We start from the raw sequence: 23,360 nt of genomic DNA, 5'->3' as shown, positions 1-23,360 counted from the left end.
TTCGAGGCAAAACCAAAAAAAACTATGTCAGTAAAATCAGCCGCAGCAAAACTATTTGCCAAAAATATATACAAGAAAACCCAAGCTTGGGCCAGCAATCCCGTTGGGAGCCAACAAGCTGTTTTCAAATCATTAATTAAAGAAGCAAAAAAGACAGAATTTGGAATCGATCATCATTTTGACCAAATAAAGACCTTTGAAGATTTTGCAAAACAAGTTCCAATTCGAGATTACGAGGATTTAAAATCCTATGTGGAAAAAGTAGTAAAAGGTAAAGAAAATATTCTTTGGAAAGGAAAACCACTTTATTTTGCCAAAACATCAGGAACCACTTCTGGAGCAAAATACATTCCGCTTACAAAGGAATCCATGCCTTATCATATTGAAGCGGCTAGAAATGCCATTTTACATTATATACATGAAACGGGAAAAGCTGATTTTGTCGATGGGAAAATGATTTTCCTACAAGGAAGCCCGGTTTTGGAAGAAAAACACGGAATACAATTTGGACGATTATCAGGAATTGTAGCCCATTTCATTCCAAAATATTTACAAAAAAACAGAATGCCTTCTTGGGAAACCAATTGCATTGAAGATTGGGAAACTAAAATTGACGCTATTGTTGATGAAACCATCAACGAAAATATGACTGTAATTTCAGGAATTCCATCTTGGGTGCAAATGTATTTCGAAAGATTGCATCAAAAAGGAGGAAAGAATATAGGAGAAATTTTTAAGAACTTTAATTTGTTCATTTACGGGGGAGTCAACTATGAACCTTACAGAGCCAAGTTCGAAAATTTAATAGGTAGAAAAGTAGACTCTATTGAATTGTTTCCGGCATCGGAAGGCTTTTTTGCCTACCAGGATTCTCAGAAAGAAAAGGGAATGCTGCTGTTGCTGAATGCGGGAATTTTTTACGAATTTGTAAAGAGCGACGAATTTTATTCTGATAAACCAAGACGCTATACCATTGGAGAAGTCGAATTGGGGGTCAATTATGTTTTGATCATCTCAACTAACGCTGGACTTTGGGGGTATAATATTGGGGATACAGTACAGTTTACGTCATTAAAACCGTATCGAATTATCGTTTCGGGAAGAATTAAACATTATATCTCTGCCTTTGGAGAACATGTTATTGCTAAGGAGGTAGAAAGTGCTTTACAGGAAGCAGTGGAAGGAACATCTGCCCGAGTGAATGAGTTTACAGTTGCTCCACAAATCACACCTGTCAGCGGATTGCCTTATCACGAATGGTTTATTGAATTTGAAAACGAACCAGATGACCTCGTTGCTTTTGCGGAAGCGATTGATAATGCCATGCGAAAACAAAATATGTACTATGACGATTTAATTATCGGAAACATCTTGCAAAAAGTAGTTATAACAAAAGTGACTAAAAATGGATTTCAAGACTATATGAAATCTATTGGGAAACTGGGGGGACAAAATAAGATCCCGAGACTTTCTGATAACAGAAACATTGCGGACTTACTAAGCAAGGCATAAAAGGATTACATTTGGATACCAATACTAATAAAAAAATGAAAGAAACTAAAAATATATCACGTTCAAGAGCACAAGAATCATCTGCTGCCATAGAGAAAATGTACATTACAATGCGTCATTTGTTTAACAGGGGATTCTATAAACCAATGGGAATTTCTGGAGACACTTTACGTGAAGCTTTATTAGCATTGCGTCCTGAAATATATGGAAATATTGCAGAAGAGAAAGTGGAATTAAACGGCCTTTTGTATGTTATTGAACGACTTCCTTTGGGAATTGAGGAATGTCGATTTATAAACCTTACCTCTGCAGAAGGATATTCTAAATCGCATTTCCAAGCAATTATTCCCCCTAAAAGAAAAAGAAATTGTTATCGAATTGATGAGGAGCAAATGAATGTGGAAATCACTCGTGGTCGTTCAGATATTTATGATATTTTAACCCATTTGACTTTTATTTTTATCGAATCCCATAAGATCAGAAATCGAGTTTTATTGGACGATGCCGGCGAAGTTTCACGCGATTGGATGAAATTGCAATATGCGGTTTCGCAAAATAAGAAATTATCTCTTGTAGAAAAAGAGAAAGCAATCTCACATACAGCTAATATTCTTGGGAGAACCTTTGAAGAAGTATTGGACATATATGATGCCTTTGGTTCAATAACTGCACCAGATCGTTTTTTACATGTTATTTACTGGTTAGGGAAGCTAGCGATTGAAGAAATTATCGACAACAAAAAAAGAACTATCACTTTTAGTCCTATTTTAAGAGAGCGACTAGGACATCATATTCATGGTGAAATTTGGGCTACTAATATCAAGGAAGTATTAAAAGAGCAGGGACTTTTAGACCGTCCTATTCATGTTATAAGCGCGAATATGCACTCTGTGATGAATTCTATTTTTGCCACAACCGTTTTAAAAACGCAGTTTAAAGATAAATCTGATTTCTTTATTTATGAAGAATTAAGCAAATCTGGTGCGAATGAAGTTAGAAACAAAGTAGAGGAAGTAGCCTTAAAACATGGTATGATTTCGATTCCGGATACATCTGGAACTAATATTGATGTGCAAATTTTTGATACTGCCAAAATTAATTGGGCGCACTCTTCATTTCCTACAGCGAAACTAGGAGATAAAAAACCAGTTTTAATTGTAATGGATTATGCTTTTGGGGAACAAGCTTACGAAACGGTTGATGAGTTGTTGAAACCGTTTAAAAAAGACACTTTGCTTAATGTGGAATCCGTTTCCATAATGGGAAAAGCGGGTATTCTTGAAGGTGGAAAAGGAGATATTATGATTCCAAATGCACATATCAATGAAGGGACAGCTGATAACTATTTTTTCGAAAATGAATTAACCGCTGAAATGTTTGAAGGAAATGATATTGCTGTTTTTGCAGGGCCGATGGTTACTGTACTAGGAACTTCGCTTCAAAATAGAGATTTATTAAAATTTTTCCATGAATCTACTTGGGGAGTAATAGGTCTGGAAATGGAAGGTTCTTATTATCAAAAAGCCATTCAATCTGCTTCAAAAATCAGAAAAAGTGTACCACAAGATGTAAAAGTAAGATATGCTTATTATGCTTCAGATAATCCATTAGAAACAGGAAGTACATTAGCTTCAGGTGGACTTGGAACAACAGGAGTAAAACCTACTTATTTGATTACCATTAAAATATTGGAACAAATTTTCAACGTAAAATAGAATTATAATATGAGTGTAAACTTACCCCAACATAATACTAACGATCAAGAAATTGATTTAACACAAATATCTAAAAAGATAAAAAGCTTTTTTCAAGGAATTAATACATTTATTTTCAATTGTATTCGGTTTTTTGTAAAAAATGCTGTTGTGATTGCCATTTTGTTGATCGTTGGATTTAGTTTGGGAATGTTTTTAGATAAAACACAGAAAATCTATGATCATCGAATTATAGCAACACCAAATTTTGGAAGCACCGATTATTTATATTCTAAGATTGATTTGATTCAATCTAAAATCCGCGAGGGAGACAGTGTTTTTCTTAAAGAGGTTGTTGGGATAAGGAAGCCTAAAGAAATAGTGAAAATTGAGGTGAATCCAATAAATGATGTTTATAAGTTCATTGAAAATAAATCAGAAAATTTTGAATTAATCAAGTTGATGGCGGAGGCTGGTGACATTAATAAAATCCTTGAAGATAATTTGACAAGTAAGAATTATACCTTACATACCATTACCTTTAAAACCAATAAAAGAACAAATGATTCAGAAACCGTGCAGCCTATCTTAAATTTTTTGAACCAAACGGATTACTATGAAAAGGTACAAAAAGAGACGGTGCGTAATATTCAAGTAAAAATGAATCAAAATGACACTATTATTGCACAAATTGATGGTGTTTTGAATGGTTTTTCTAATAGGGTAAATAGCAATCAAAAAAGTGATAAACTGGTTTATTATAATGAAAATACCCAGCTAAATGATGTTATTAAAACCAAAGAAATGTTGATTAATGAACAGGGAGTTCATAGAGTACAATTAGTTGGATTAAACAAAATTATAAAGGACAATAGTACCACATTAAATATTGAAAACAGCAAGTCAATCAATGGTAAATTAAAACTGGTTTTGCCAATTTTGTTTTTGCTTTCATTTATTTTTATACACTTATTTTTAAAGTATTATAAAAGTCAAATGAAAAAGGCACAATTGATATAATTTCTTTTAAAATAAGGCAGAATCAAATAGGCATTTAATTAATTCAACAAATACAATTTCCTGAAATTTTGAAAAAAATCAATATGGGTTTCAATAAAATAAAAAAAAATCCAATTGTTTTACAGAGCTTTACAACTATGTTTTTAAGAATCATAGGGGTACTCACTCTTTTTGGTTTTTCATTGTTTTTAACCCATAATTACGACCCAAAAATCATTGGTCAATTTGACTTTATAAGAATGGTTTTATTGGTTTTAAGCAGTATTTGCGTTCTGGGCACAGATCAATCCATATTGTATTTTACTGGCATATTAAAAAGCAGTAATGAAACAGAAAAATTAGAGGCGATTTATAAAAAAATTGTCAAATTGATTTTTGCAATTTCTATGCTGGTACTGACTGTATTTTTCATCATTGGTCAAAATAGAATTAATGTTTTTTTTAACCAAAAAGGTACTTATTTACTCATGGCTAAGGCCATTATCGCCTTGTTTTTCTATTCCATAACTTTATTTAACACAGAAACAATTAGAGCATTAGACAAAATTTATATTGCTGAATTGTTTAGAAATACCTTTAAGTATGTTTCCGTTATTATTGGGGCTGTCGTCTTGTTTTATATACATGAGGAAAGCTATTTGGTAGATACTTTTTTGATCGGGTTTGTTGCGCTATCGATTATAACGACGATTATTGTTTTTAGACTGTTCGAAAAGCAAAAAAAGGAATCAGTATTAGCAAATGGAATTGATCGTTTTACCTACTCTTTTATCGCCCACAAATCATATCCTATGGCTATTAGTAATTTAGCTATTTTCTTGATGATGACCTTTGACGTGGTGTTTTTGAAAAAGTTTAAAGGAGATGAAACAGTCGCTTATTATTCAATTGTGATGAAGTTGGTTTCTGTTTTGTTCATGATTAATAACTCCGTGTATATTTCTGTTTCTTTAAAAATTGCACAACTTTATACTGAAAAGAATCAGGCAGAATTAGTAAAAACATTGAAAGAAAGCGCTAGAATAATTGTTATGTTGACATTGGCCGTGGTTATAACCGTTTGTTTGTTTTCTGAAGATATTTTATATTTCTTTGGAGAAAACTATATAGAAGGTAAACAGGCGCTTTTGATATTAATGCTAGGACAATTGTTAGCTTCTTTTTTTGGAGTTTCTGCGATTTATTTGAATATGACGGGACGACAAAGTATTTTCCAAGTCGTCTTGATTTTTGCAGTAGTACTCAATTTACTTCTAAATATTATATTAATCCCAATGTATTCAATGACAGGAGCAGCAATTGCTTTTGTTGCGAGTTTACTTTTTTGGAATATAATTACATCAATAATTATATATAAAAAAGATAAAGTAGTGGTTCTATTTCATTAAAAATCGATTGTAAACAGCATCGATTTTTAACTGAATTATTCATAAACAAATTAAGGTTTCCTATAAAAAGCAAAAATGCGAACACTAGTTAAAAAAAATAAGGCAGTATTTATAGGGTTGTTTTTTTGCAATTTACTAGTTGCCTTTTTAACGCCTTATATTTTACCAGAAAGGTATTTTAATGATACTGTAATAATTGTGTTTGACAAAGGGCACGAAATAGGCTGGTTGGGTAGTTATCCGTTTGCGATTATGTTTTATAAACTTACAGGTTTACGGCATCTTTCTTTTTTTCTTATTGCCTTGATTCAATTTCCCATAGTAACTTACATACTATATAAAATTGGGGTTCCGTACAACTTTCATAAGCTAAACGTAAAAAACATTTTGGTCTATATTGGGTTCTTGCTTTTGGGAATATATATGTCGATGCCCACTAAGGAATTCATTACATTTTTAATGTTTTGTACTATTCCTTTTATATTTCAATCCAATAAAAAGCCAGTATTTAAAATTGCGTTTTCACTTATTTTAATCGCTTGTTTTTCTTTTTTCAGGCCTTATTATCTATTGATGCCAATATTTGCAATAGGGATGTATGTACTGTCGTTTATCGAATTTGAAAACAAAACACTGTCGATTATTTTTTATGGAATATTGATCGCGATTTTTTTATCACTGAGTCATGGAGTTATAAAAGGGGAGTATATTTCGAAGCAAACAAGGGAAAATTATGTAGTTGAGAATATAAATAAAAAGAATATAAATACGGCTGTAGTATCGCCACTATCGCAAGACACATGGTACGGAGAGGCATTTGGTATTGTTTATGGTTTTATGGCTGTAAATGTACCCGTAATTGAAGCAATCAAACATATTTTATCACCACAAGTATTGGTTTTTGTATTGTGGCAGTTATTGCTATTTTATATTTTGTTTGTCCGGTTTTCCAGATGTTTAAAAAACAGGAAACAATATCAATTTGAGTTATGGACCTTATTGATTTTATTTGCTTTTTTTATCGTTCAAGGTATATTTGAACCAGATTTAGGCACTTCTATCCGACATAAAATAGGGCTTTTTCCTTTAATATATTTTGCATTGTATTATGAAGATTTCAGAAAAGACATTCGACAAATTATTTAATTTATTTCTGTTTCTAATTGCTATTACATTAATTTTCAGAAAACTATGTACCGTTTTTTTGATAGCTTTTGTAGTTTTCAATTTGCTGTTTTTAAAAAAAATAAAAATTTCAAAAAAGCAACTGCCAATTATCTTGTTAGTGGCAGCTCCATTCTTAATGGAAATGTTGTTTTTTTGGAATAATGATTCTTACGCTCTCGGTTTAAAATCATTAGAGAAAAGTGTTTCGCTACTCTTTTTCCCAATATTTATAATTGGGAATTATCAGCGTATTCAATTTATAAAAATTTTGAAAGCCTATTGCATCACTACAACGCTTATTATGGCCTTCTTTTTTGTGCGTTTTATAGTGTTGGATCCGGAGCATTTCTTTAAATACCTTAATGGGAATGACCTTTGGGAAATGGGCTATGTTTTTGCTGATAGTATTGGTATTCATGCACCAGCGCTCAATATGCATTTGGCTTTTGTTGCTTTTTCTAATTTTTATTTCTTGTTTGAAGCTTCCAAAATCAATTACAGTAAATGGACCAAAATAAGCAATTTATTGATTTTCATTCTTTCCTTCTTTTTTGTTTTGTATGTGAACACCAGAATGGCTTTATTAGCCACTTTAATTGGTTTTCTGATAGTTGTTTATTTCCAAATTTCAAAAAGTTACAGCTCTAAAGTAATCTTTAAAAGAGCCATAATTTCTCTAGTTTTGGTTACTTCGGTTTTATTTTTATTCATACAGAAGAATCCCTATATGAAAGAGAAGTATTCGACTCAAATTTTTTCGAATATGGATAAAGTAGGGAAACTAGACGAGATTGATCATCCTGAAATAGCGGTTTATAGCTCTTTTGTTACTAGGGTATCCATCTGGAAATCTGCTTGGGAACTATCACTCAAGAATCTTCCTTTTGGAGTAGGAGCCTCAGATGGAAAGCCAGAATTAGTAAAGTATTTTAAAGAAACAAATCAAGTATTTCTGGCAGAATATGAGTTTCCCACGCACAATCAATTTTTAGATTTTTTATTAAAATTTGGAATATTGGGTCCCATTGTTGCCTTGTTCTATATTGGATTTATTGCTTATTTGGGAATTAAGACTAAAAACGCAGTGATAATTTCGTTCTTTTTTTTGTTTTTCATGTCAAACCTGACAGATGATTTTCTGCTTCGTTTTGATGGAATTGTTTTCAGCGGATTATGGATTTCTATATTTGCTAGTTATTGGCTTCAACAAAAATCGGAGGCAATTGTAACTTAATATTTTTAGAATGAAACAAAAAAAAACCGCTTATTTAGCGGTTTCAATTACATCTTTTTTAAATTCTAAATGTGGATATATTTCTCCAACTTCTGAAAATTGTTGTAGTGTTTCCATAGGCACATTTTTCACGACATAATCTTTCCCAGGAGGTAGTGTTTTTATATAATCATCCGTAGCCGCTATTGAATTAGTTCTCCAACGAGCGCCTTCTTTTATTAAATACCATTGACCATTAGTTCCTAAAACAATTTTGCCTTCGTAACGGTCAAAGTCAGTAACTTCAACTTTTACTTCATTAGATGTTGCAGGTGCAATCTCTTGCATAGCATCTTGCTGAGGCGTTTCCTCGTTCTTGTTTCCGCAAGACAATGAAAATAAAGCAACAAGAGTTGCAATTAAAAACCTTTTTTTCATTTGAATTTATTTAATATAGTAAAATTAAAATTTTGGTAAATATCGCTATTTTTTTTATCAAAGAAACTGAATATATTTCATAAAGTGAATTGTCTTTTTTTAAAGATTCGAATGGCATAATTTAAGGCAATACTATGTAATCATTAAAATAATGATACATTTGGATTTAAATGCAAATGGATAAATTGCGCATATAATTAAAATGGCAAAAACGAAAATAGCTCATCTATTACATTCCTTAGGAGGAGTCGATATTTATGTAAGACTGTTATTAAATAACATTGATACAGATTCATTTGAAAATATAGTCATTCATGGCACTAAAGACACCGCTGTGCCTTTTTTGGATAAAAATAAGAAGAATCTAAAAGAGTATAAAATTTCAATTTTTAGAGAAATATCAATATTTAATGATCTAAAAGCTACCTATCAAACCTACCAAATTTTAAAGAAAGAAAAACCCGATCTAATTCATAGCCACAGTGCTAAAGGAGGGATAATAGGAAGGGTTTTAGGACCATTATTAGGGGTAAAAGTAATTTATACACCGCATGCTTTCTCCTATTTGAGCACCCAAAGTAAATTAAAAAGAGGCATTTTTCTGGCTATTGAAAAACTGCTGGCAAAAAGAAGCAGTTTGCTGTTAGCAACCTCTAATTCTGAGAAAAAACGTGCGATTGATGAAGTGGGGTTTGATCCTCAAAACACCATCGTTTTTAATAACTGTATTGAACCAATATTAAAAATAGAACCCTTATCCATTCCTAAAACATGGCCTGATTATTATATCTGCACCGTGGGCCGACCTTCTTATCAAAAAAATATTGAACAGATGGTTAGGGTAATGAATGAGGTGAATAAAGAAGTTAAAATTCATTTAGTGGTAATGGGAGTAGGGCCTGTTTCAGATCAATTAGAATCAGTAAAAAGTCTTATTCAAGAACTTGATATGGAGAATGAGGTAACTCTTTTGAGTTGGACTGAAAGAACAGACGTTTTTAATATAATTGACCAATCTAAATTGTATATTTCGACAGCTCGATATGAAGGGCTTCCATACGCTGTCATAGAAAGTTTAGCATTATCGAAGCCTTGTGTCGTAACAAATTGTGACGGAAATAGGGATTTAATTAAAGACGGTTTTAACGGTTTTGTTATTAATGAAGACGTGATTCAATTCAAGGAGAAAATTTTAAAGTTGCTTGGAGATGAAAAATTATTAGAGCGCATGTCAAAGAATTCGCAGCAAGTTTTTGCGGAAAAATTTTCAATTAAATCGAATATCAAACAATTGGAAGCAATTTATAAAAACTACAATTAATTATAACAAATTCATGTTCAGAGAAATAATTAAAAAAAGAATAAAGAAAGAAAAATTTAATCCTGGAATACTTGGTTTTTTTATCAACTATAATTTTCTGATTAGAAGGTCGCTATTTTTAGCTATTAAGGATAATGCCACTAAATTAGATGGTTCATTATTAGATTTTGGTTGCGGTACAAAACCATACAAGGATTTATTTGTCAATGCGAAAGAATACGTAGGAGTTGATTATAAAATTGAAGGAAGAGATCAAAATACTGATGAAATTGACCGATTTTATGATGGAAAAGTGATTCCATTTGAAAACGAAAGATTCGATTCTATTTTATCCACCGAAGTCTTGGAACATGTTTTTAATATTGATGAATTATTGCAAGAGTTTAATCGAGTTTTAAAAGAAAAGGGAAGAGCAATAATAACAACTCCATTTACATGGGAAGAACATGAAATGCCTTATGATTTTGCCAGATATACTACTCCAGCGCTACAGTTTTTATATCAAAAACATGGTTTTAGAGTTATTGAAAATTTTAAAACAGGGAATTATATTGAAGTCATTTTTCAATTTCAGTTAAACTACATAAAGAACATACTTCCCGGCAATAAGAATCTAAGACAGGTATTTCTTATTCCTTTCATCGTTTTCTTCAATTTCTTTGGACTGCTGTTTAGTTTAGTATTGCCAGTAGATAAAAATGCCTATTTTAACAATGTCTTTGTGTTAGAAAAAACATCAAATATAGTAGAGTAAATAGTGGATTTGGTAAATCGATTAACAATACTAAAAATTTTATAGGTATTACTTTCGGAATCCTAATGATAAAGTTATTTTTGACAGAATAAAATTTATTATAAAAGCGGAGATCCGTTTTTTTATTCCATTCTGTATTTTTTATACAGGCCTATTTCTAAATGTTTTATTATGAAAAGAATACTTATTACAGGAGCTGCAGGATTTTTAGGCTCACATTTATGCGACCGTTTTATTAAAGAAGGATACTTTGTAATGGGAATGGATAATCTCATAACTGGAGATTTAAAAAATATAGAACATTTGTTCAAACTGGAGAATTTTGAATTTTATCATCATGATATTACAAAATTTGTTCATGTTCCAGGTAAATTGGATTATATCTTACATTTTGCCTCACCAGCAAGCCCTATTGACTATTTAAAAATCCCGATACAAACTTTAAAAGTAGGTTCTCTAGGAACGCATAATCTTTTAGGATTGGCACGAGTAAAGAATGCTAGAATTTTAATCGCATCGACATCTGAGGTTTATGGAGATCCATTGGTTCACCCGCAAACCGAAGAGTATTATGGAAATGTAAACACAATAGGACCTAGAGGGGTTTACGATGAGGCGAAACGCTTTCAGGAATCAATCACTATGGCCTATCATACTTTCCATGGTGTTGAAACTAGAATCGTACGAATTTTCAATACATACGGACCAAGAATGCGACTCAATGACGGTCGTGTGATTCCTGCATTTATAGGTCAGGCAATTCGTGGGGAGGATCTAACCATTTTTGGTAACGGAATGCAAACTCGTTCGTTTTGCTATGTTGATGATCAGGTAGAAGGAATTTTTAGATTGTTGCACTCGGATTACGTATATCCAGTGAATATTGGAAACCCAGACGAAATCACGATTAAAGATTTTGCCGAAGAGATTATAAAATTGACGGGAACCAATCAAAAAATTGTATATCATGCTTTGCCAGAAAATGATCCTTTGCAACGTCAGCCAGACATCACTAAAGCAAAAGAAATATTGGGTTGGGACGTTACAGTAAATCGTGCCGAAGGAATGAAAATAACCTATGATTATTTTAGATCATTATCAGAAGATGAACTTTCAAAAGAAGAGCACAAAGATTTCTCTAAATACATCAATTAAAAAAGGATACTTTTAAACCAATAAATTTAATTCTATTACAATTCAGTTAGGATAGATTCGCTACTCATGACATTACCCCAAATAGGAAGATATTCAAAATACATAAGGCCAATAAGCATCTTAATGGACTTATGTATCATTTCTATTTTAGGTTTTTTTTTATTCGAAGACCTTAAAATAAATTTAATTTTCTATTTAATATACCAAGGATTAGGTTGGATTGCCATTGCTTTGCTTATAAAATTTTATGGAGTCTATCGTTTTACAAAACCTATAGAAATAATTTCAAAAATAATAAAGCAAGGTGTTCTTTTTCTTTTGATTGTCATTGCTTTTTTCCCGTTTTCGGATCAGGCTATTTTTAATGCAGAGCGTATTGGTCTATTCATAGTATGTAGCTTGATTTTAATCACTATTTCAAAATTCTTTTTGTTTTATTGTTTGAAAAAATACCGATTGATAATAGGGAATAATTGCAGATTTGCTGTGATCGTTGGGTATACACCAGAATCTATCCAGTTGAAAGAACTTTTTGAAATTAGGAAAGATTATGGATATCAGTTTTTGGGTTATTTTTCAGATAAGAAAAGAAATCAGGAAATCAAGGGAAATTTACAGGATTTAAAGACCTTTTCAATAGCAAATCATGTCGATGAAATATATTGCTCCTTGAGTGAAGTTTCAAATTCACAACTCAAAGATTTAGTGGAATTTGCTGATGAAAATAACAAAACAATAAAATTCATTCCAGACACAAAAGAGATTTTTTCAAAGAATTTAAAGGTAGATTATTACGATTTTTTTCCTGTACTATCTTTGAAAGACACTCTTTTAAATGAGCCGACAATAAAGATATTTAAACGTTTTTTTGATGTCATTTTTTCATTGATTGTAATAATTGGTCTTCTTTCTTGGTTAGCGCCATTATTGGCTATTTTAATCAAATTAGAGTCCAAAGGCCCAATTTTTTTCAAGCAAGGAAGACCAGGAATTGGTGAAAAACCATTTAACTGTTATAAATTTCGTTCGATGCAAATAAATGCAGTGTCAGAAACAGAGGCTTCTAAAGACGACCCTAGAGTTACTAGGATAGGGAAATTGATGCGGAAATCGAGTATTGATGAAATGCCTCAATTTGTAAATGTTTTGTTTGGAGATATGTCTATTGTTGGACCGCGGCCTCATCTTTGGTCACAAAATAAAACCTATGCTGGTAAGATTAAAAAATACATGATGCGTCATTATGTGAAACCTGGGATTACTGGTCTGGCTCAAGTAAGTGGTTATAGAGGAGAGATTGAGACAGAAAAAGACATGGTTAATCGAATAAAAATGGATGTATTTTATATTGAGAATTGGTCTGTAATTTTAGATTTAAAAATAATTCACATGACTATTGTTAATATTCTAAGAGGAGATAAAAAAGCATATTAAAAATGGAAAGTACTCTTGTATCTGTAATTATTCCAACATTCAATTCTGAAAAGTTTATTTCGCAAGCGATTCTTTCTGTCCAAAATCAAAGCTATGTGAATTGGGAAATTATCCTTGTTGATGATTGTTCTACTGATGCTACTCTTTCTATTGTGTCAGAACTTGCTTTAAACGATACACGAATTAAATACTCTAAATTATCCAAAAATTCTGGAACTGGTGTTGCCAGAAATCGTGGCGTATCTAATGCACACGGAAGGTATATTTCCTTTTTGGATGCAGATGATTTATGGAAAACGGAGAAACTTCAAAAACAAATTGATTTCCTGACGGTAAATAATGTACCGTTCACTTTTTCTTTTTATGATTGCATGGATGAAGAGGGGAAACCCTTAAATAAAAGAGTCGAAGCACCATTGAATTTGAGTTATAGGCAATTGTTTTTCTGTAATTATATTGGGAATTTGACGGCTATTTATGATGTTAATTATTTTGGAAAAATCCCTATTTCTCCTATTCGAAAAAGACAAGATTGGATGCTTTGGCTTACGGTTCTTAAAAAGTTAAAAGTTGCCCATCCGGTTACTGAAAGTTTAGCGTATTATAGAGTAAGAGATAACTCCATTTCGACTTCTAAGTTTGATTTGATAAAATATAATTATGCTGTTTATAGAAAGTTTCACGGTTTTATTTTCCCTTTTGCAATAGCCTGTATGAAACTGTTTTTATTCACACAATTGTTCATAAAACCATGGTATATCAAGAAAATTAAACCATCGATTTAAACTGTTTCAGTTTTCCTCTTTTGTTTCTTTCTAAGGTGGTTTTTCGTATAAAAGTAAACTTCAAATTGGGTTCCAAATATAGAATAATGGCTTGTTCAATTTTTTGAATTTCGGCCAAATTCAATTCAGTTTCACTGACATATTTTATCTCAAAAGTATCAATTTTGGTTTGCTTAATCGTAAACTCTTTTACATTTCCGTCGTCTTCGATAATGCTTTTTGTTATGTAGTAAAAAGTTAAACCGGGTGCTTTTTTTCCGCTTGGTAATAAGGCAACATCATTTGTCCTTCCAATTAATTTTTTGAGAATAGGTTTTTGAATGGTACTTTTTTCATCCAATATTCCTATATCACCTATATCATATCTAATAAAAGGATGTGCTTTGTTAAAAAGGGAAGTGATTACGATTCGACCTTCCTGTCCGTGAGGTAAAACGGCATCATTGTCATCTAAGATCTCTACAAATAAGGTTTCCGAATTTACTTGCCATTCTCCTTCCAGATTCTGAAAAGCAATTAAATCCAATTCTGACGCACCATATTCATTGACAATGGGAATGCCTAATTGTTTTTCCAAAAGGATTCTATCGTCCTCAAAAAGCATTTCAGAGGTAGCCATGCAAACTGTAAGTGAAGGACAGATGTCTTTTAGTACGATATGCTTTTTCTGTAGAAACTTAGCAAACAAAACAATAGAACTCGTGTAACCGTTGATATAATCAAATTTTTTGTTTCTAAACTGAGTCAGAAATTCTTCCAACACAGCATCTGACAAATCAAAAATGGGAAAACGGAAACGTTTGCTTAAAAAATCTTTTAATTGCTCTTTTTTATTACCAATGAAATCCATTGGGATTCCATAAAAACGTGCTTGGTATGAGTTGTTAAAATCAAGACCGTACCAACCAAACCGATAGATGTTTGAAGCCCAAGTCAAAGAATGGCAATATTTGTCTTTTGCAAAAATAAAAGGATCTCCGCTTGAACCAGAGGTTTTGTTTCGATAAATATTTTTAAGTGTATAGCCTTTAGAAAGCCTTTCCTGTAAAGGTTTTTGCAAGTTTTTTTTATTCAAAACAGGCAAATCGGCCCAAGTGCTACAATCTTTTTCGCCAACCAAATCCCGATAAAACGGATTGTTTTCCAAATGAAAAGCTACGATTTCTTTCTTTTTTTGTTCAATAAAAGTCTGCTTATCCATTTCAGATAACGCTGTGATTTTCAATAAATCGGCACTAGCCCTTTTTATCGGATACCCGTTTAATTGAAGCGATAAGTCAAAAATAGATAGCATTTTATGAGTTTATTTAGTCAAAAATAATATTTAACGGCAACTAATAGGGGAGAACCAACAAGTTTTTAAAAATTAATTATTATTTACGTGCAAAAGCAATTATTTTTGCACGACAACTAAAATAACAACACATGAATATTTTACTATTGGGTTCAGGAGGAAGAGAACATGCATTTGCATGGAAAATGATTCAAAGTCCGCTTTGTGATACTCTTTTTGTAGCACCGGGTAACGCAGGAACCGCTTCGATTGCAACGAACGTCAACATGAGTCCAACAGATTTTGATGCCATAAAAGCATTTGTAATTGAGAAAAAAGTAGAAATGGTTGTTGTAGGGCCGGAAGATCCTTTGGTAAAAGGGATTTATGACTTTTTCCTAAATGACGATAAATTAAACCATATACCAGTTATTGGCCCTTCAAAATTAGGCGCACAACTGGAAGGAAGTAAAGAGTTTGCAAAGGAATTTCTTGTAAAACATAAGATTCCAACTGCAGCTTATGATAGTTTTACTGCTGAGACTGTAGAAAAAGGATGTGATTTCCTTGAAACACTGAAACCTCCGTATGTTTTGAAAGCAGACGGTCTGGCTGCAGGAAAAGGGGTTTTGATTATTCATGACTTGGCAGAAGCCAAAGAAGAATTAAGAAACATGTTAGTGAACAAAAAATTTGGTGCCGCAAGTTCAAAAGTGGTTATCGAAGAATTCCTTGACGGAATTGAATTGAGCTGTTTTGTTCTTACAGACGGAAAGAGTTACAAAATTCTGCCAACAGCCAAAGATTACAAACGTATTGGCGAAGGCGACACAGGCCTAAATACAGGCGGAATGGGAGCTGTTTCTCCAGTTCCTTACGTAGATGCTGTTTTGATGGAAAAAATAGAAACACGCATCGTTAAACCTACAATTGACGGTTTCCAGAAAGACGGAATACCTTATAAAGGATTTGTGTTTATTGGGTTGATTAATGTGAATAACGAACCTATTGTTATTGAATACAACGTAAGAATGGGTGATCCAGAGACAGAAGTGGTCGTTCCTAGGTTGAAAACGGATTTAGTTGAATTATTTTTGGCTGTAGCCAATGAAAAATTGGACGAAATAACACTTGAAGTTGACGAAAGAAGTGCAACTACGGTTATGCTTGTTTCTGGTGGTTATCCTGAAGATTTTGAAAAAGGAAAAGTCATTTCTGGATTAGAGAATATCACTGATTCCATTGTTTTCCATGCCGGTACAAAATTAGACAACGGTACTGTTGTTACTAATGGAGGAAGAGTATTAGCCATTACGTCTTATGGGAATGACTTCCAAGAGGCCATAAAAAAATCTTATCAAAATATAGACAAGCTACATTTTGATAAGATGAATTATAGAAAAGATATTGGTAACGATCTTTTATAAAAAAATATGATACTTAACCCTAAATTTTATTTGGGGTTAGGTTATTTTATTTAAAAAAAGAGTGTGCAGTAGTATCTTGTTTTTCAGTTCCAGCGTCATCAAAGATTTTTAGTTGTCTAACCCAATACACCATTGCGATTGCACAGATAATCATGAAAATCCAGTTGATAGTATTGGCAGCAAACCATGACTGAAGTTCCAATGAACGTAAAAAGTCCAAGGGAGCAAATAATATATTTACAAATAGGTATTGAATTCCTTCAAAAAATGATTTCATATCGTTAAAATTATGTTGTTGTTCTTTTTAATTTCCTGGCAGTGAAAAATTCTTTTATTAAGAATCTTTTTCAACTTAAGGGATTCCTTTTTAAACAAGTATTATATTTACAGTTTTAAAGTTACAAAAGTATAAAATATCCTTATGATTACAAGTCTTTTTAAAAAATCTACACCATTAAATTTTTCTTTGGTTGTAATTTTAATACTGAGTTTTTTTTCAATCTATCAAATTCAGGATTTGGTCTGGACAAATTCTGTTATACTGATTTTTCAAAAAGTTGGAATTTTACTTGGTTTATCGGCTTCTATTTTCATCACAAATTTCATTTCGATAAAGAACGGTCTCAGTAAAGACAGTAGTTACACGATCTTTTTTTATTTTTTATTCTTGATTTTCTTCCCTTCGGTTTTAGACAATATTAATTTAGTCTTTGCCAATTTCTTTATTCTATTAGCACTTCGAAGGTTGCTTTCTCTTCAGTCTTTAAAAGCATCTAAAGAAAAAATATTTGATGCTTCACTGTGGATTTTTGTAGCTTCTTTATTTCATTTTTGGAGTATTCTTTATTTAGTATTGGTTTTTATTTCAATCATTTTTCACGTTTCCAGTGATTATAGAAATTGGATATTGCCCATTATTGCTTTTTTTGCAGTAGGAATTCTTTTTGCACTTAGTTCCATACTTTTTGACATTAGCGCAATAGAATATATTAACAGCAGTATTCACACTAGTTTTAAAATTAATTATTTTACTAATAATTATCAAAACGGTGCTTTGTCAATCTATGCGACTGTGGCTTTGTTTTTTGTTATTTCGATGTTTGCTACAATATCGAACAGACCATTAGTAACACATGCTTCCTTCAAAAAAATCATCGCTTCTTTTTTTATTGGAATATTAATTTATTTGGTTTCTTCTAATAAAAGTAATGATTTACTGATATTTACTGTTGCTCCTTTGGCTATAATGGCAACAAGTCATATCGAAATGCCTCAGTTAAAATTGAAGCAAGAAATGGTTTTGGTTGTTCTTATAGCCTGTAGCTTTTTTGCTTTTTTCTCTCAGTTATAATTTAGTTCCGTACGATAAGTCTCCTGCATCGCCTAGTCCCGGTACAATATAACTATGCTCGTTTAGTTTCTCGTCCAGTGAGGCTACCCATAAATGACAAGTATCAGGCAAGTATTTTTCTAGATGAGCTATTCCTTCTGGAGCAGCAATTACAACAGCAATATGAATTTCTTTTGCTTCTCCTCTTTCCATCAATCGGTTAAATACTGCCACAATCGATTGTCCAGTGGCAAGCATAGGGTCTACTAATAATAAATATTTGCCATTAAAATCAGCAATAGCCTGGTATTCGACAAGAATTTCAAAGTAATCATCGTTGTTTGGGTGGTGTCTTGATGCAGAGATAAAACCGTTTTCAGCCGCATCAAAATAATTTAAAAATCCAGTATGCATTGGGAATCCAGCACGTAAAATAGAACAGATAACTAATTGATCAGAAATTTCTGTAGTCTTTTTTATACCTAAAGGTGTTTGAATTTCGACTGCTTTATAATGCAATTCTTTACTCAATTCATAGGCCATTATTTCTCCTATGCGTTCAATATTTCTTCTAAAACGCATGCTGTCATTATGTATATTTACATTTCTGATTTGGCTCAGAAAATGATTTAAAACGGTATTGTTATCTGATAGATTGTGAATTTGCATGATTTATGGTATTAACATTTTTTAGTCCCCAAAGCAGATTTAGCACTGATTTTTGAGTTCTAGATTAGATTTGTGATTTGTAATTTTTTTATAAAAGTATAAAAAGTATCTTTGTAACTATAAAATATAAATTATGTTTTCAAAATTAGCGTATACCGTATTCGAACAAAGCATCAAAGATTATCATCAATTTGATAATGTTGATCAGCCTATAAATAACCCTTTTCCTAAAGATCAATTTGAACATTTATTGTATCTAAAAAACTGGATTGACACTGTTCAATGGCATTTTGAAGATATTATTCGTGATCCAAATATTGATCCTGTTGCTGCTTTGACTTTGAAAAGAAGAATTGATGCATCTAACCAGGAACGTACTGATATGGTAGAATATATTGATGGTTATTTTTTGCAAAAATACAGTGATGTAAAAACAAAAGATAATGCAAAAATCAACTCTGAAAGTCCAGCTTGGGCCTTTGATAGGTTGTCAATTCTGGCATTAAAAATTTATCACATGAATGAAGAGGCAACTCGTGCAGAAGCTTCTCAAGAGCATAGAGATAAATGCCAGGCTAAATTAAATATTCTGTTAGAACAAAGAACAGATTTGTCTACAGCAATTGATGATTTATTAATAGACATTTCTAGTGGAGATAAGTTCATGAAAGTGTACAAGCAAATGAAAATGTACAATGATGATGAATTAAATCCTGTTTTGTACCAAGGGAAAAAATAGTTGACAAGTACTAATCTGTCAAATAAAATGAAGCATATAGCCGTCATGAGACTTTCCGCAATGGGAGATGTCGCCATGACGGTTCCTGTTTTACGGGCCTTTGTAAATCAATATCCTGAGGTTAAGTTAACCGTCATTTCCCGTCCTTTTTTTAAACCTTTTTTTGAAGGAATACCTAACGTTTCTTTTTTTGCTTTCGATGAAAAAGAACGACATAAAGGATTCTTGGGTTTGTTGCGGTTATTTCAAGAGGTGAAAAAGCTTGATATTGATGCTTTCGCCGATTTGCATAACGTGTTACGTTCTAAAATAGTGAGAACATTATTTGTCTTGAGCGGAAAAAAAACTGCTTATACAGATAAAGGACGTGAAGGTAAAAAAGCATTAACTCGTATCGAAAATAAGATTTTTAAGCCATTAGTTACCGTGTTTGAAAGACATGCAAAAGTGTTTGAAGAATTGGGTTTTCCCATAGATTCATCTCATCCTAAATTTCCTGAAAAAGCGGCTTTAAATGCTGATATTCTGAAATTAATGGGAGGTGAAAATCAAAAATTAATTGGAATCGCTCCTTTTGCACAATACGATTCTAAAGTTTATCCCTTGGATTTAATGCAAGAGGTGATCCTTCAATTAGCTGAAAATCCAAAGTATAAAATACTCCTTTTTGGTGGAGGAAAGAAAGAAATTGAAATCTTGAATTCTCTTTCAGATTCAAAGGACAATGTTATTAACATGGCGGGAAAAATCAAGTTGCGACAAGAGTTAGCGCTCATTAGCAATTTAGACGTTATGATTTCTATGGATTCTGGAAATGCCCATATTGCGGCAATGTTAGGAGTAAAAGTCATTACGCTTTGGGGTGCCACGCATCCGTATGCTGGATTTGTGCCTTTTAATCAACCGCTTAGTAATTCATTAGTTTCTGACAGGGAAAAATACCCCATGCTACCCACTTCTATTTATGGCAATAAAGAAGTTCCTGGTTATGAAAATGCGATGCGAACGATTACGCCAGAGAGGATAGTGTCCACTGTTGAGTCACATTTAGAAGATTAAATCTAGATAAATCCTAAAATAAAAAATTCCAAACCCCAATTTTAAAGTTGGAGTTTGGAATTTTTTTATTGCAGTTTTATTTTCTATACATCATCATAATCTACATAGATCGTTTCTGATGTGGGATGTGCTTGACAACTAAGAATTAATCCGCTTGCAATTTCTTTATCAGTTAGGATAGAATTCTTTGTCATTTCAGCAGTTCCCGAGGTTACTCTACAAAGACAGCTGCTGCAAATTCCGCCTTGGCAGGAGTAAGGAGCATCTAAGCCTTGTTTTAGCGCCGCTTCAAGTATGGTTTGTTTTTGAGACATTTCAAAAGTAGTTTCTTCATCATCTACCATAACGGTAATTTTTGAATGCCCTTCTAATGATTCTTTTATTACGTTTTCATGAGAAGACGAAGTAAAAAGCTCAAATTTTATAGCCGATTCTTTTACATTTTTCTCTTTCAAAACGCCAGAAACCAATTCAATCATTTCCTCTGGACCACACAAATAGAATTTATCAAATTCTAATGCTGCGTGTTTGTTGGTTAAAACATAATTTACGGCAGATTTGTCTATTCGACCAAATAAAGCGTCTTCTGCTTTGGCTTGACTAAAAATAAAGTGAATAAATAAGCGACCTACATATTGTAATTGTAAATCGTGTAATTCTTTACTAAAGATTGTTCCTTCTGGTGTTTTGTTACCGTAAACCAGTACAAAAGAGCTTTTAGGTTCACTTTTTAAGACGCTTTTCAAGATCGAAATCACGGGTGTTATACCACTTCCAGATACAAAAGCCACGTAATTTTTTTGTCGGTCGGCTTGAGGTTCAAATGTGAATTTTCCTTCCGGTTTTCCTATTTCAAGTGCTTGTCCCGCTTTTAATTTGGTATTGGCAAATTGAGAAAAAGCTCCATTTTTTACCGCTTTAACCGCGATACGCAATTCACCACTTTCCGGAGAAGAGCAAATTGAATAAGCACGACGAATTTCTTGACCGTCTAGTGTTAATCGTATATTAACATATTGTCCAGCAATAAAAGTATAATTGGGTTTTAATTCCTCAGGAACGTTAAAGAGTATGGAAACCGCATCTTTGGTTTCGCGTCGTACTTCTTTTATGATTAGTTTTAAAAATGAAGACATGAGATATTTTTTTTGCAAATATACTAAACTGTATAGCTTTCTTAAATCAAAGTCTTTGAAATTTTACATGCCTAAAAGTGTTATGTATAAGATTCTTATGTATATTTGTTTTTCAAAATGAGATTGCTTCGTGCCTCGAAATGACAAAAAAATGAAAAATTCACAGTTGTATAAAGGAAGTTTAAATACCATCATCATGAAATTACTAGAAGAAAACAGCAAGATGTATGGCTATGAAATCACCCAAAAAGTAAAAGCCATTACCCAAGGAGAACTCAATATCACTGAAGGTGCTTTATATCCTGCCTTACATAAACTGGAAGCCGAAGGCATACTGGATGTGGAAATTGAAAAAGTAGATAACCGAATGCGGAAATACTATAAGCTGACGGAAGCGGGTACTAAAGAAACCGTTAACCGTCTCGCAGAACTGGAAGACTTTATCAGAACCATGCAGAGCTTAGTGAATCCAAAACCGAATTTAGAATTTTAATTTTTGAATATGAAACTAACCAACCAACAAATAACCACAATAGAGCAAACTTTAGTTTTAAACGGAGTTGTCTATGACGATATCAAACTGGAACTACTAGATCATATTGCTACAGAAATTGAATATATAATAGACGAAAGTCAGTTTTCATTTGAAGAAAACTTAAAAAAAGTTTTTGCAAAATGGAAAAACGAACTGACACCAAGCAGCTCTTTCTGGATTAGAAATAACAAATCAATTCCTAAGATTGTGATTCAAAAATCCATTAAAATGATTCAGCATGTTTTCTTGACGTCTTTTTGTTTAGGATTAGGAACGGCAGTAGTTATTACCCTAATCTTTAAAAGCAATGCAAATCAGGAAGTGCTTGTGGTATTGAATACATTACTGAGGGCAATGGGCCTTTTAGGAATTGTGTTGCTGATCTATGCTAAATTTAGGCTATGGCAATCCAATCAAGAATCTACATATAGTTATTTATTCAATCAAAATGGCTTTTTACAAGTTATAAATCTAGTATTGATTGCTACGGGTATATTTCGATTTAAAGGGAACACCGCTTTTTTTGATTTTCATTTTATGAGCACTTTTTTTCCAATCACTTTATTATTTATCTCATGGTTCTATTTAAACATAGCTTTCAAACATATAAAATTTGAAAATAAAATAAATATGATATGAAACTAACCACCGAACAAATAGAATATGTTGAAAATTATATCATTTCGAAGGACATTAAATGGTATGAATTGCAAGTAGAACTAACCGATCACATGGTAACTAGTATGGAGGGTTTTTGGGAAAAAAATCCGGAATTGGCTTTTCATCAGGTCAAACAATATGCTGAAAATATATTTGTAGGAGATTCCAGTTTTAAATCGATTGAAAAGCAAAGAAAACGTATTTTGCAGAAAGAATACCGGAAAGTACAATGGAAAATGATAACTGAATATTTGAAATTCCCTAAGATTTTTGGAAGCATTCTATTAGTATATCTCGCATATACTTTTTCAGCTTATTTCGTTAGTCCTCAGAAATATTTAGCGGTATTATTCTGTCCTTTAGCAATTGTTGGTTTACTATACGTGCATTATTGGCGGAAAAGCAAAGAAATTGAAGGCAAATATTTTTTAACTTTAGAAACTTTAAACCCTACTCTTTTGGTATTTTCTTTTCCGTCTCTGGGTATGAGTATTACTACTCAATTGAAAGAAGAATTGCTACAACATCAATGGTTAGTATTGTTCTTTTGTTGTATTTGGGTATTAGGAATCTTATTTTCAATTACGGCAATTCATCTTCAAAAGAAAACAATCGAGAATGTAAAAAAACAATACCAATTAACCTAACTTG

At 32.2% G+C, this 23,360-nt stretch carries 23 protein-coding genes; 18 read left to right on the top strand and 5 right to left on the bottom strand.

What is annotated here, in order from left to right:
• The first annotated feature begins 24 nt into the window (after window positions 1-24).
• From QO200_RS06605 to QO200_RS06580, 6 genes are all read left to right on the top strand, one after another.
• Window positions 25-1,512, top strand: coding sequence for a GH3 auxin-responsive promoter family protein (locus tag QO200_RS06605; protein WP_371537948.1), 1,488 nt, complete (start codon window positions 25-27; stop codon window positions 1,510-1,512).
• Window positions 1,513-1,547: 35 nt separating this feature from the next.
• Window positions 1,548-3,227: a hypothetical protein gene (locus QO200_RS06600; RefSeq protein WP_371537946.1), complete on the top strand. Its 1,680-nt coding sequence runs from the start codon at window positions 1,548-1,550 to the stop codon at window positions 3,225-3,227.
• Window positions 3,228-3,236: 9 nt separating this feature from the next.
• Complete coding sequence (locus QO200_RS06595; protein WP_371537945.1) at window positions 3,237-4,226, top strand: hypothetical protein; 990 nt, start codon at window positions 3,237-3,239, stop codon at window positions 4,224-4,226.
• Window positions 4,227-4,309: 83 nt separating this feature from the next.
• Window positions 4,310-5,614, top strand: a complete 1,305-nt coding sequence (locus QO200_RS06590; RefSeq protein WP_371537943.1) for an MATE family efflux transporter — start codon at window positions 4,310-4,312, stop codon at window positions 5,612-5,614.
• A 75-nt stretch (window positions 5,615-5,689) separates the two neighbouring features.
• Window positions 5,690-6,760: a hypothetical protein gene (locus QO200_RS06585; protein ID WP_371537941.1), complete on the top strand. Its 1,071-nt coding sequence runs from the start codon at window positions 5,690-5,692 to the stop codon at window positions 6,758-6,760.
• Window positions 6,761-6,899: 139 nt separating this feature from the next.
• Window positions 6,900-8,015, top strand: coding sequence for an O-antigen ligase family protein (locus QO200_RS06580; protein ID WP_371537938.1), 1,116 nt, complete (start codon window positions 6,900-6,902; stop codon window positions 8,013-8,015).
• A gap of 30 nt (window positions 8,016-8,045) precedes the next feature.
• Here the strand turns inward: QO200_RS06580 and QO200_RS06575 are convergent, their stop codons facing one another.
• A complete protein-coding gene (locus QO200_RS06575; RefSeq protein WP_371537936.1) occupies window positions 8,046-8,432 on the bottom strand; it encodes a hypothetical protein in 387 nt (128 codons plus the stop codon).
• A gap of 202 nt (window positions 8,433-8,634) precedes the next feature.
• Here QO200_RS06575 and QO200_RS06570 point away from each other — a divergent pair, with 202 nt between their 5' ends.
• From QO200_RS06570 to QO200_RS06550, 5 genes are all read left to right on the top strand, one after another.
• On the top strand, window positions 8,635-9,753 hold the full coding sequence (locus QO200_RS06570) for a glycosyltransferase (RefSeq protein ID WP_371537934.1): 1,119 nt from the start codon (window positions 8,635-8,637) through the stop codon (window positions 9,751-9,753).
• Window positions 9,754-9,766: 13 nt separating this feature from the next.
• Window positions 9,767-10,507, top strand: a complete 741-nt coding sequence (locus QO200_RS06565; protein ID WP_371537932.1) for a class I SAM-dependent methyltransferase — start codon at window positions 9,767-9,769, stop codon at window positions 10,505-10,507.
• A gap of 171 nt (window positions 10,508-10,678) precedes the next feature.
• Window positions 10,679-11,662: a UDP-glucuronic acid decarboxylase family protein gene (locus QO200_RS06560; RefSeq protein ID WP_371537928.1), complete on the top strand. Its 984-nt coding sequence runs from the start codon at window positions 10,679-10,681 to the stop codon at window positions 11,660-11,662.
• 66 nt (window positions 11,663-11,728) lie between these two features.
• A complete protein-coding gene (locus QO200_RS06555; RefSeq protein WP_371537926.1) occupies window positions 11,729-13,096 on the top strand; it encodes an exopolysaccharide biosynthesis polyprenyl glycosylphosphotransferase in 1,368 nt (455 codons plus the stop codon).
• Window positions 13,097-13,098: 2 nt separating this feature from the next.
• Entirely contained in the window at window positions 13,099-13,881 is a 783-nt protein-coding gene (locus QO200_RS06550; protein ID WP_371537924.1) for a glycosyltransferase family 2 protein, read from the top strand.
• Here QO200_RS06550 and QO200_RS06545 read toward each other — a convergent pair.
• Window positions 13,865-15,175 (bottom strand): phenylacetate--CoA ligase family protein, encoded by a 1,311-nt coding sequence (locus QO200_RS06545; protein ID WP_371537922.1) that lies wholly within the window; start codon window positions 15,173-15,175, stop codon window positions 13,865-13,867. The genes QO200_RS06550 and QO200_RS06545 overlap by 17 nt on opposite strands.
• Before the next feature lie 131 nt (window positions 15,176-15,306).
• On the opposite strand from QO200_RS06545, the gene purD reads away from it, so the two are divergent.
• A complete protein-coding gene (purD, locus tag QO200_RS06540) occupies window positions 15,307-16,581 on the top strand; it encodes a phosphoribosylamine--glycine ligase (RefSeq protein ID WP_371537920.1) in 1,275 nt (424 codons plus the stop codon).
• Between the two features lie 46 nt (window positions 16,582-16,627).
• Here the strand turns inward: purD and QO200_RS06535 are convergent, their stop codons facing one another.
• Window positions 16,628-16,858 carry a uracil phosphoribosyltransferase gene (locus tag QO200_RS06535; RefSeq protein WP_371537918.1) on the bottom strand — a complete coding sequence of 77 codons (231 nt, stop codon included), beginning with the start codon at window positions 16,856-16,858 and terminating at the stop codon, window positions 16,628-16,630.
• A 144-nt stretch (window positions 16,859-17,002) separates the two neighbouring features.
• Here QO200_RS06535 and QO200_RS06530 point away from each other — a divergent pair, with 144 nt between their 5' ends.
• Window positions 17,003-17,932 carry a DUF6427 family protein gene (locus QO200_RS06530; protein ID WP_371537915.1) on the top strand — a complete coding sequence of 310 codons (930 nt, stop codon included), beginning with the start codon at window positions 17,003-17,005 and terminating at the stop codon, window positions 17,930-17,932.
• On the opposite strand, the gene upp is transcribed toward QO200_RS06530, so the two are convergent.
• Window positions 17,927-18,580: a uracil phosphoribosyltransferase gene (upp, locus tag QO200_RS06525; RefSeq protein WP_371537913.1), complete on the bottom strand. Its 654-nt coding sequence runs from the start codon at window positions 18,578-18,580 to the stop codon at window positions 17,927-17,929. The two genes, QO200_RS06530 and upp, sit on opposite strands and share 6 nt — an antisense overlap.
• Before the next feature lie 133 nt (window positions 18,581-18,713).
• On the opposite strand from upp, the gene QO200_RS06520 reads away from it, so the two are divergent.
• Together QO200_RS06520 and QO200_RS06515 are read left to right on the top strand one after the other, a co-directional pair.
• Window positions 18,714-19,319: a DUF4254 domain-containing protein gene (locus tag QO200_RS06520; protein WP_371537911.1), complete on the top strand. Its 606-nt coding sequence runs from the start codon at window positions 18,714-18,716 to the stop codon at window positions 19,317-19,319.
• Between the two features lie 45 nt (window positions 19,320-19,364).
• Window positions 19,365-20,378 carry a glycosyltransferase family 9 protein gene (locus QO200_RS06515; protein WP_371538254.1) on the top strand — a complete coding sequence of 338 codons (1,014 nt, stop codon included), beginning with the start codon at window positions 19,365-19,367 and terminating at the stop codon, window positions 20,376-20,378.
• Window positions 20,379-20,461: 83 nt separating this feature from the next.
• Here the strand turns inward: QO200_RS06515 and QO200_RS06510 are convergent, their stop codons facing one another.
• Window positions 20,462-21,514 carry a 2Fe-2S iron-sulfur cluster-binding protein gene (locus tag QO200_RS06510; RefSeq protein ID WP_371537909.1) on the bottom strand — a complete coding sequence of 351 codons (1,053 nt, stop codon included), beginning with the start codon at window positions 21,512-21,514 and terminating at the stop codon, window positions 20,462-20,464.
• Window positions 21,515-21,665: 151 nt separating this feature from the next.
• Between QO200_RS06510 and QO200_RS06505 the strand changes: the two genes are divergently transcribed.
• Genes QO200_RS06505 through QO200_RS06495 form a run of 3 tightly spaced genes read left to right on the top strand, consistent with a single transcriptional unit; the run spans window position 21,666 to window position 23,356 of the window.
• On the top strand, window positions 21,666-22,007 hold the full coding sequence (locus QO200_RS06505; RefSeq protein ID WP_371537907.1) for a PadR family transcriptional regulator: 342 nt from the start codon (window positions 21,666-21,668) through the stop codon (window positions 22,005-22,007).
• 9 nt (window positions 22,008-22,016) lie between these two features.
• Window positions 22,017-22,688, top strand: a complete 672-nt coding sequence (locus QO200_RS06500; protein WP_371537903.1) for a hypothetical protein — start codon at window positions 22,017-22,019, stop codon at window positions 22,686-22,688.
• Entirely contained in the window at window positions 22,685-23,356 is a 672-nt protein-coding gene (locus QO200_RS06495) for a hypothetical protein (protein WP_371537901.1), read from the top strand. Before QO200_RS06500 ends, QO200_RS06495 begins: the two co-directional genes overlap by 4 nt.
• Window positions 23,357-23,360 lie beyond the last annotated feature (4 nt).

This window comes from Flavobacterium sp. Arc3 (assembly GCF_041431375.1).
Classification (GTDB): Bacteria; Bacteroidota; Bacteroidia; order Flavobacteriales; family Flavobacteriaceae; genus Flavobacterium.
Note: the sequence above shows the minus strand (reverse complement) of the source record. Positions and strands in the feature narration are given on the sequence as shown.

Bases quoted from the DNA above. Each gene is read 5' to 3' on its own strand.
- QO200_RS06605 (WP_371537948.1), top strand. From the start codon at position 25: ATGTCAGTAAAATCAGCCGCAGCAAAACTATTTGCCAAAAATATATAC.
- QO200_RS06600 (WP_371537946.1), top strand. From the start codon at position 1,548: ATGAAAGAAACTAAAAATATATCACGTTCAAGAGCACAAGAATCATCT.
- QO200_RS06595 (WP_371537945.1), top strand. From the start codon at position 3,237: ATGAGTGTAAACTTACCCCAACATAATACTAACGATCAAGAAATTGAT.
- QO200_RS06590 (WP_371537943.1), top strand. From the start codon at position 4,310: ATGGGTTTCAATAAAATAAAAAAAAATCCAATTGTTTTACAGAGCTTT.
- QO200_RS06585 (WP_371537941.1), top strand. From the start codon at position 5,690: ATGCGAACACTAGTTAAAAAAAATAAGGCAGTATTTATAGGGTTGTTT.
- QO200_RS06575 (WP_371537936.1), bottom strand. From the start codon at position 8,432: ATGAAAAAAAGGTTTTTAATTGCAACTCTTGTTGCTTTATTTTCATTG.
- QO200_RS06570 (WP_371537934.1), top strand. From the start codon at position 8,635: ATGGCAAAAACGAAAATAGCTCATCTATTACATTCCTTAGGAGGAGTC.
- QO200_RS06565 (WP_371537932.1), top strand. From the start codon at position 9,767: ATGTTCAGAGAAATAATTAAAAAAAGAATAAAGAAAGAAAAATTTAAT.
- QO200_RS06560 (WP_371537928.1), top strand. From the start codon at position 10,679: ATGAAAAGAATACTTATTACAGGAGCTGCAGGATTTTTAGGCTCACAT.
- QO200_RS06555 (WP_371537926.1), top strand. From the start codon at position 11,729: ATGACATTACCCCAAATAGGAAGATATTCAAAATACATAAGGCCAATA.
- QO200_RS06550 (WP_371537924.1), top strand. From the start codon at position 13,099: ATGGAAAGTACTCTTGTATCTGTAATTATTCCAACATTCAATTCTGAA.
- QO200_RS06545 (WP_371537922.1), bottom strand. From the start codon at position 15,175: ATGCTATCTATTTTTGACTTATCGCTTCAATTAAACGGGTATCCGATA.
- purD (WP_371537920.1), top strand. From the start codon at position 15,307: ATGAATATTTTACTATTGGGTTCAGGAGGAAGAGAACATGCATTTGCA.
- QO200_RS06535 (WP_371537918.1), bottom strand. From the start codon at position 16,858: ATGAAATCATTTTTTGAAGGAATTCAATACCTATTTGTAAATATATTA.
- QO200_RS06530 (WP_371537915.1), top strand. From the start codon at position 17,003: ATGATTACAAGTCTTTTTAAAAAATCTACACCATTAAATTTTTCTTTG.
- upp (WP_371537913.1), bottom strand. From the start codon at position 18,580: ATGCAAATTCACAATCTATCAGATAACAATACCGTTTTAAATCATTTT.
- QO200_RS06520 (WP_371537911.1), top strand. From the start codon at position 18,714: ATGTTTTCAAAATTAGCGTATACCGTATTCGAACAAAGCATCAAAGAT.
- QO200_RS06515 (WP_371538254.1), top strand. From the start codon at position 19,365: ATGAGACTTTCCGCAATGGGAGATGTCGCCATGACGGTTCCTGTTTTA.
- QO200_RS06510 (WP_371537909.1), bottom strand. From the start codon at position 21,514: ATGTCTTCATTTTTAAAACTAATCATAAAAGAAGTACGACGCGAAACC.
- QO200_RS06505 (WP_371537907.1), top strand. From the start codon at position 21,666: ATGAAAAATTCACAGTTGTATAAAGGAAGTTTAAATACCATCATCATG.
- QO200_RS06500 (WP_371537903.1), top strand. From the start codon at position 22,017: ATGAAACTAACCAACCAACAAATAACCACAATAGAGCAAACTTTAGTT.
- QO200_RS06495 (WP_371537901.1), top strand. From the start codon at position 22,685: ATGAAACTAACCACCGAACAAATAGAATATGTTGAAAATTATATCATT.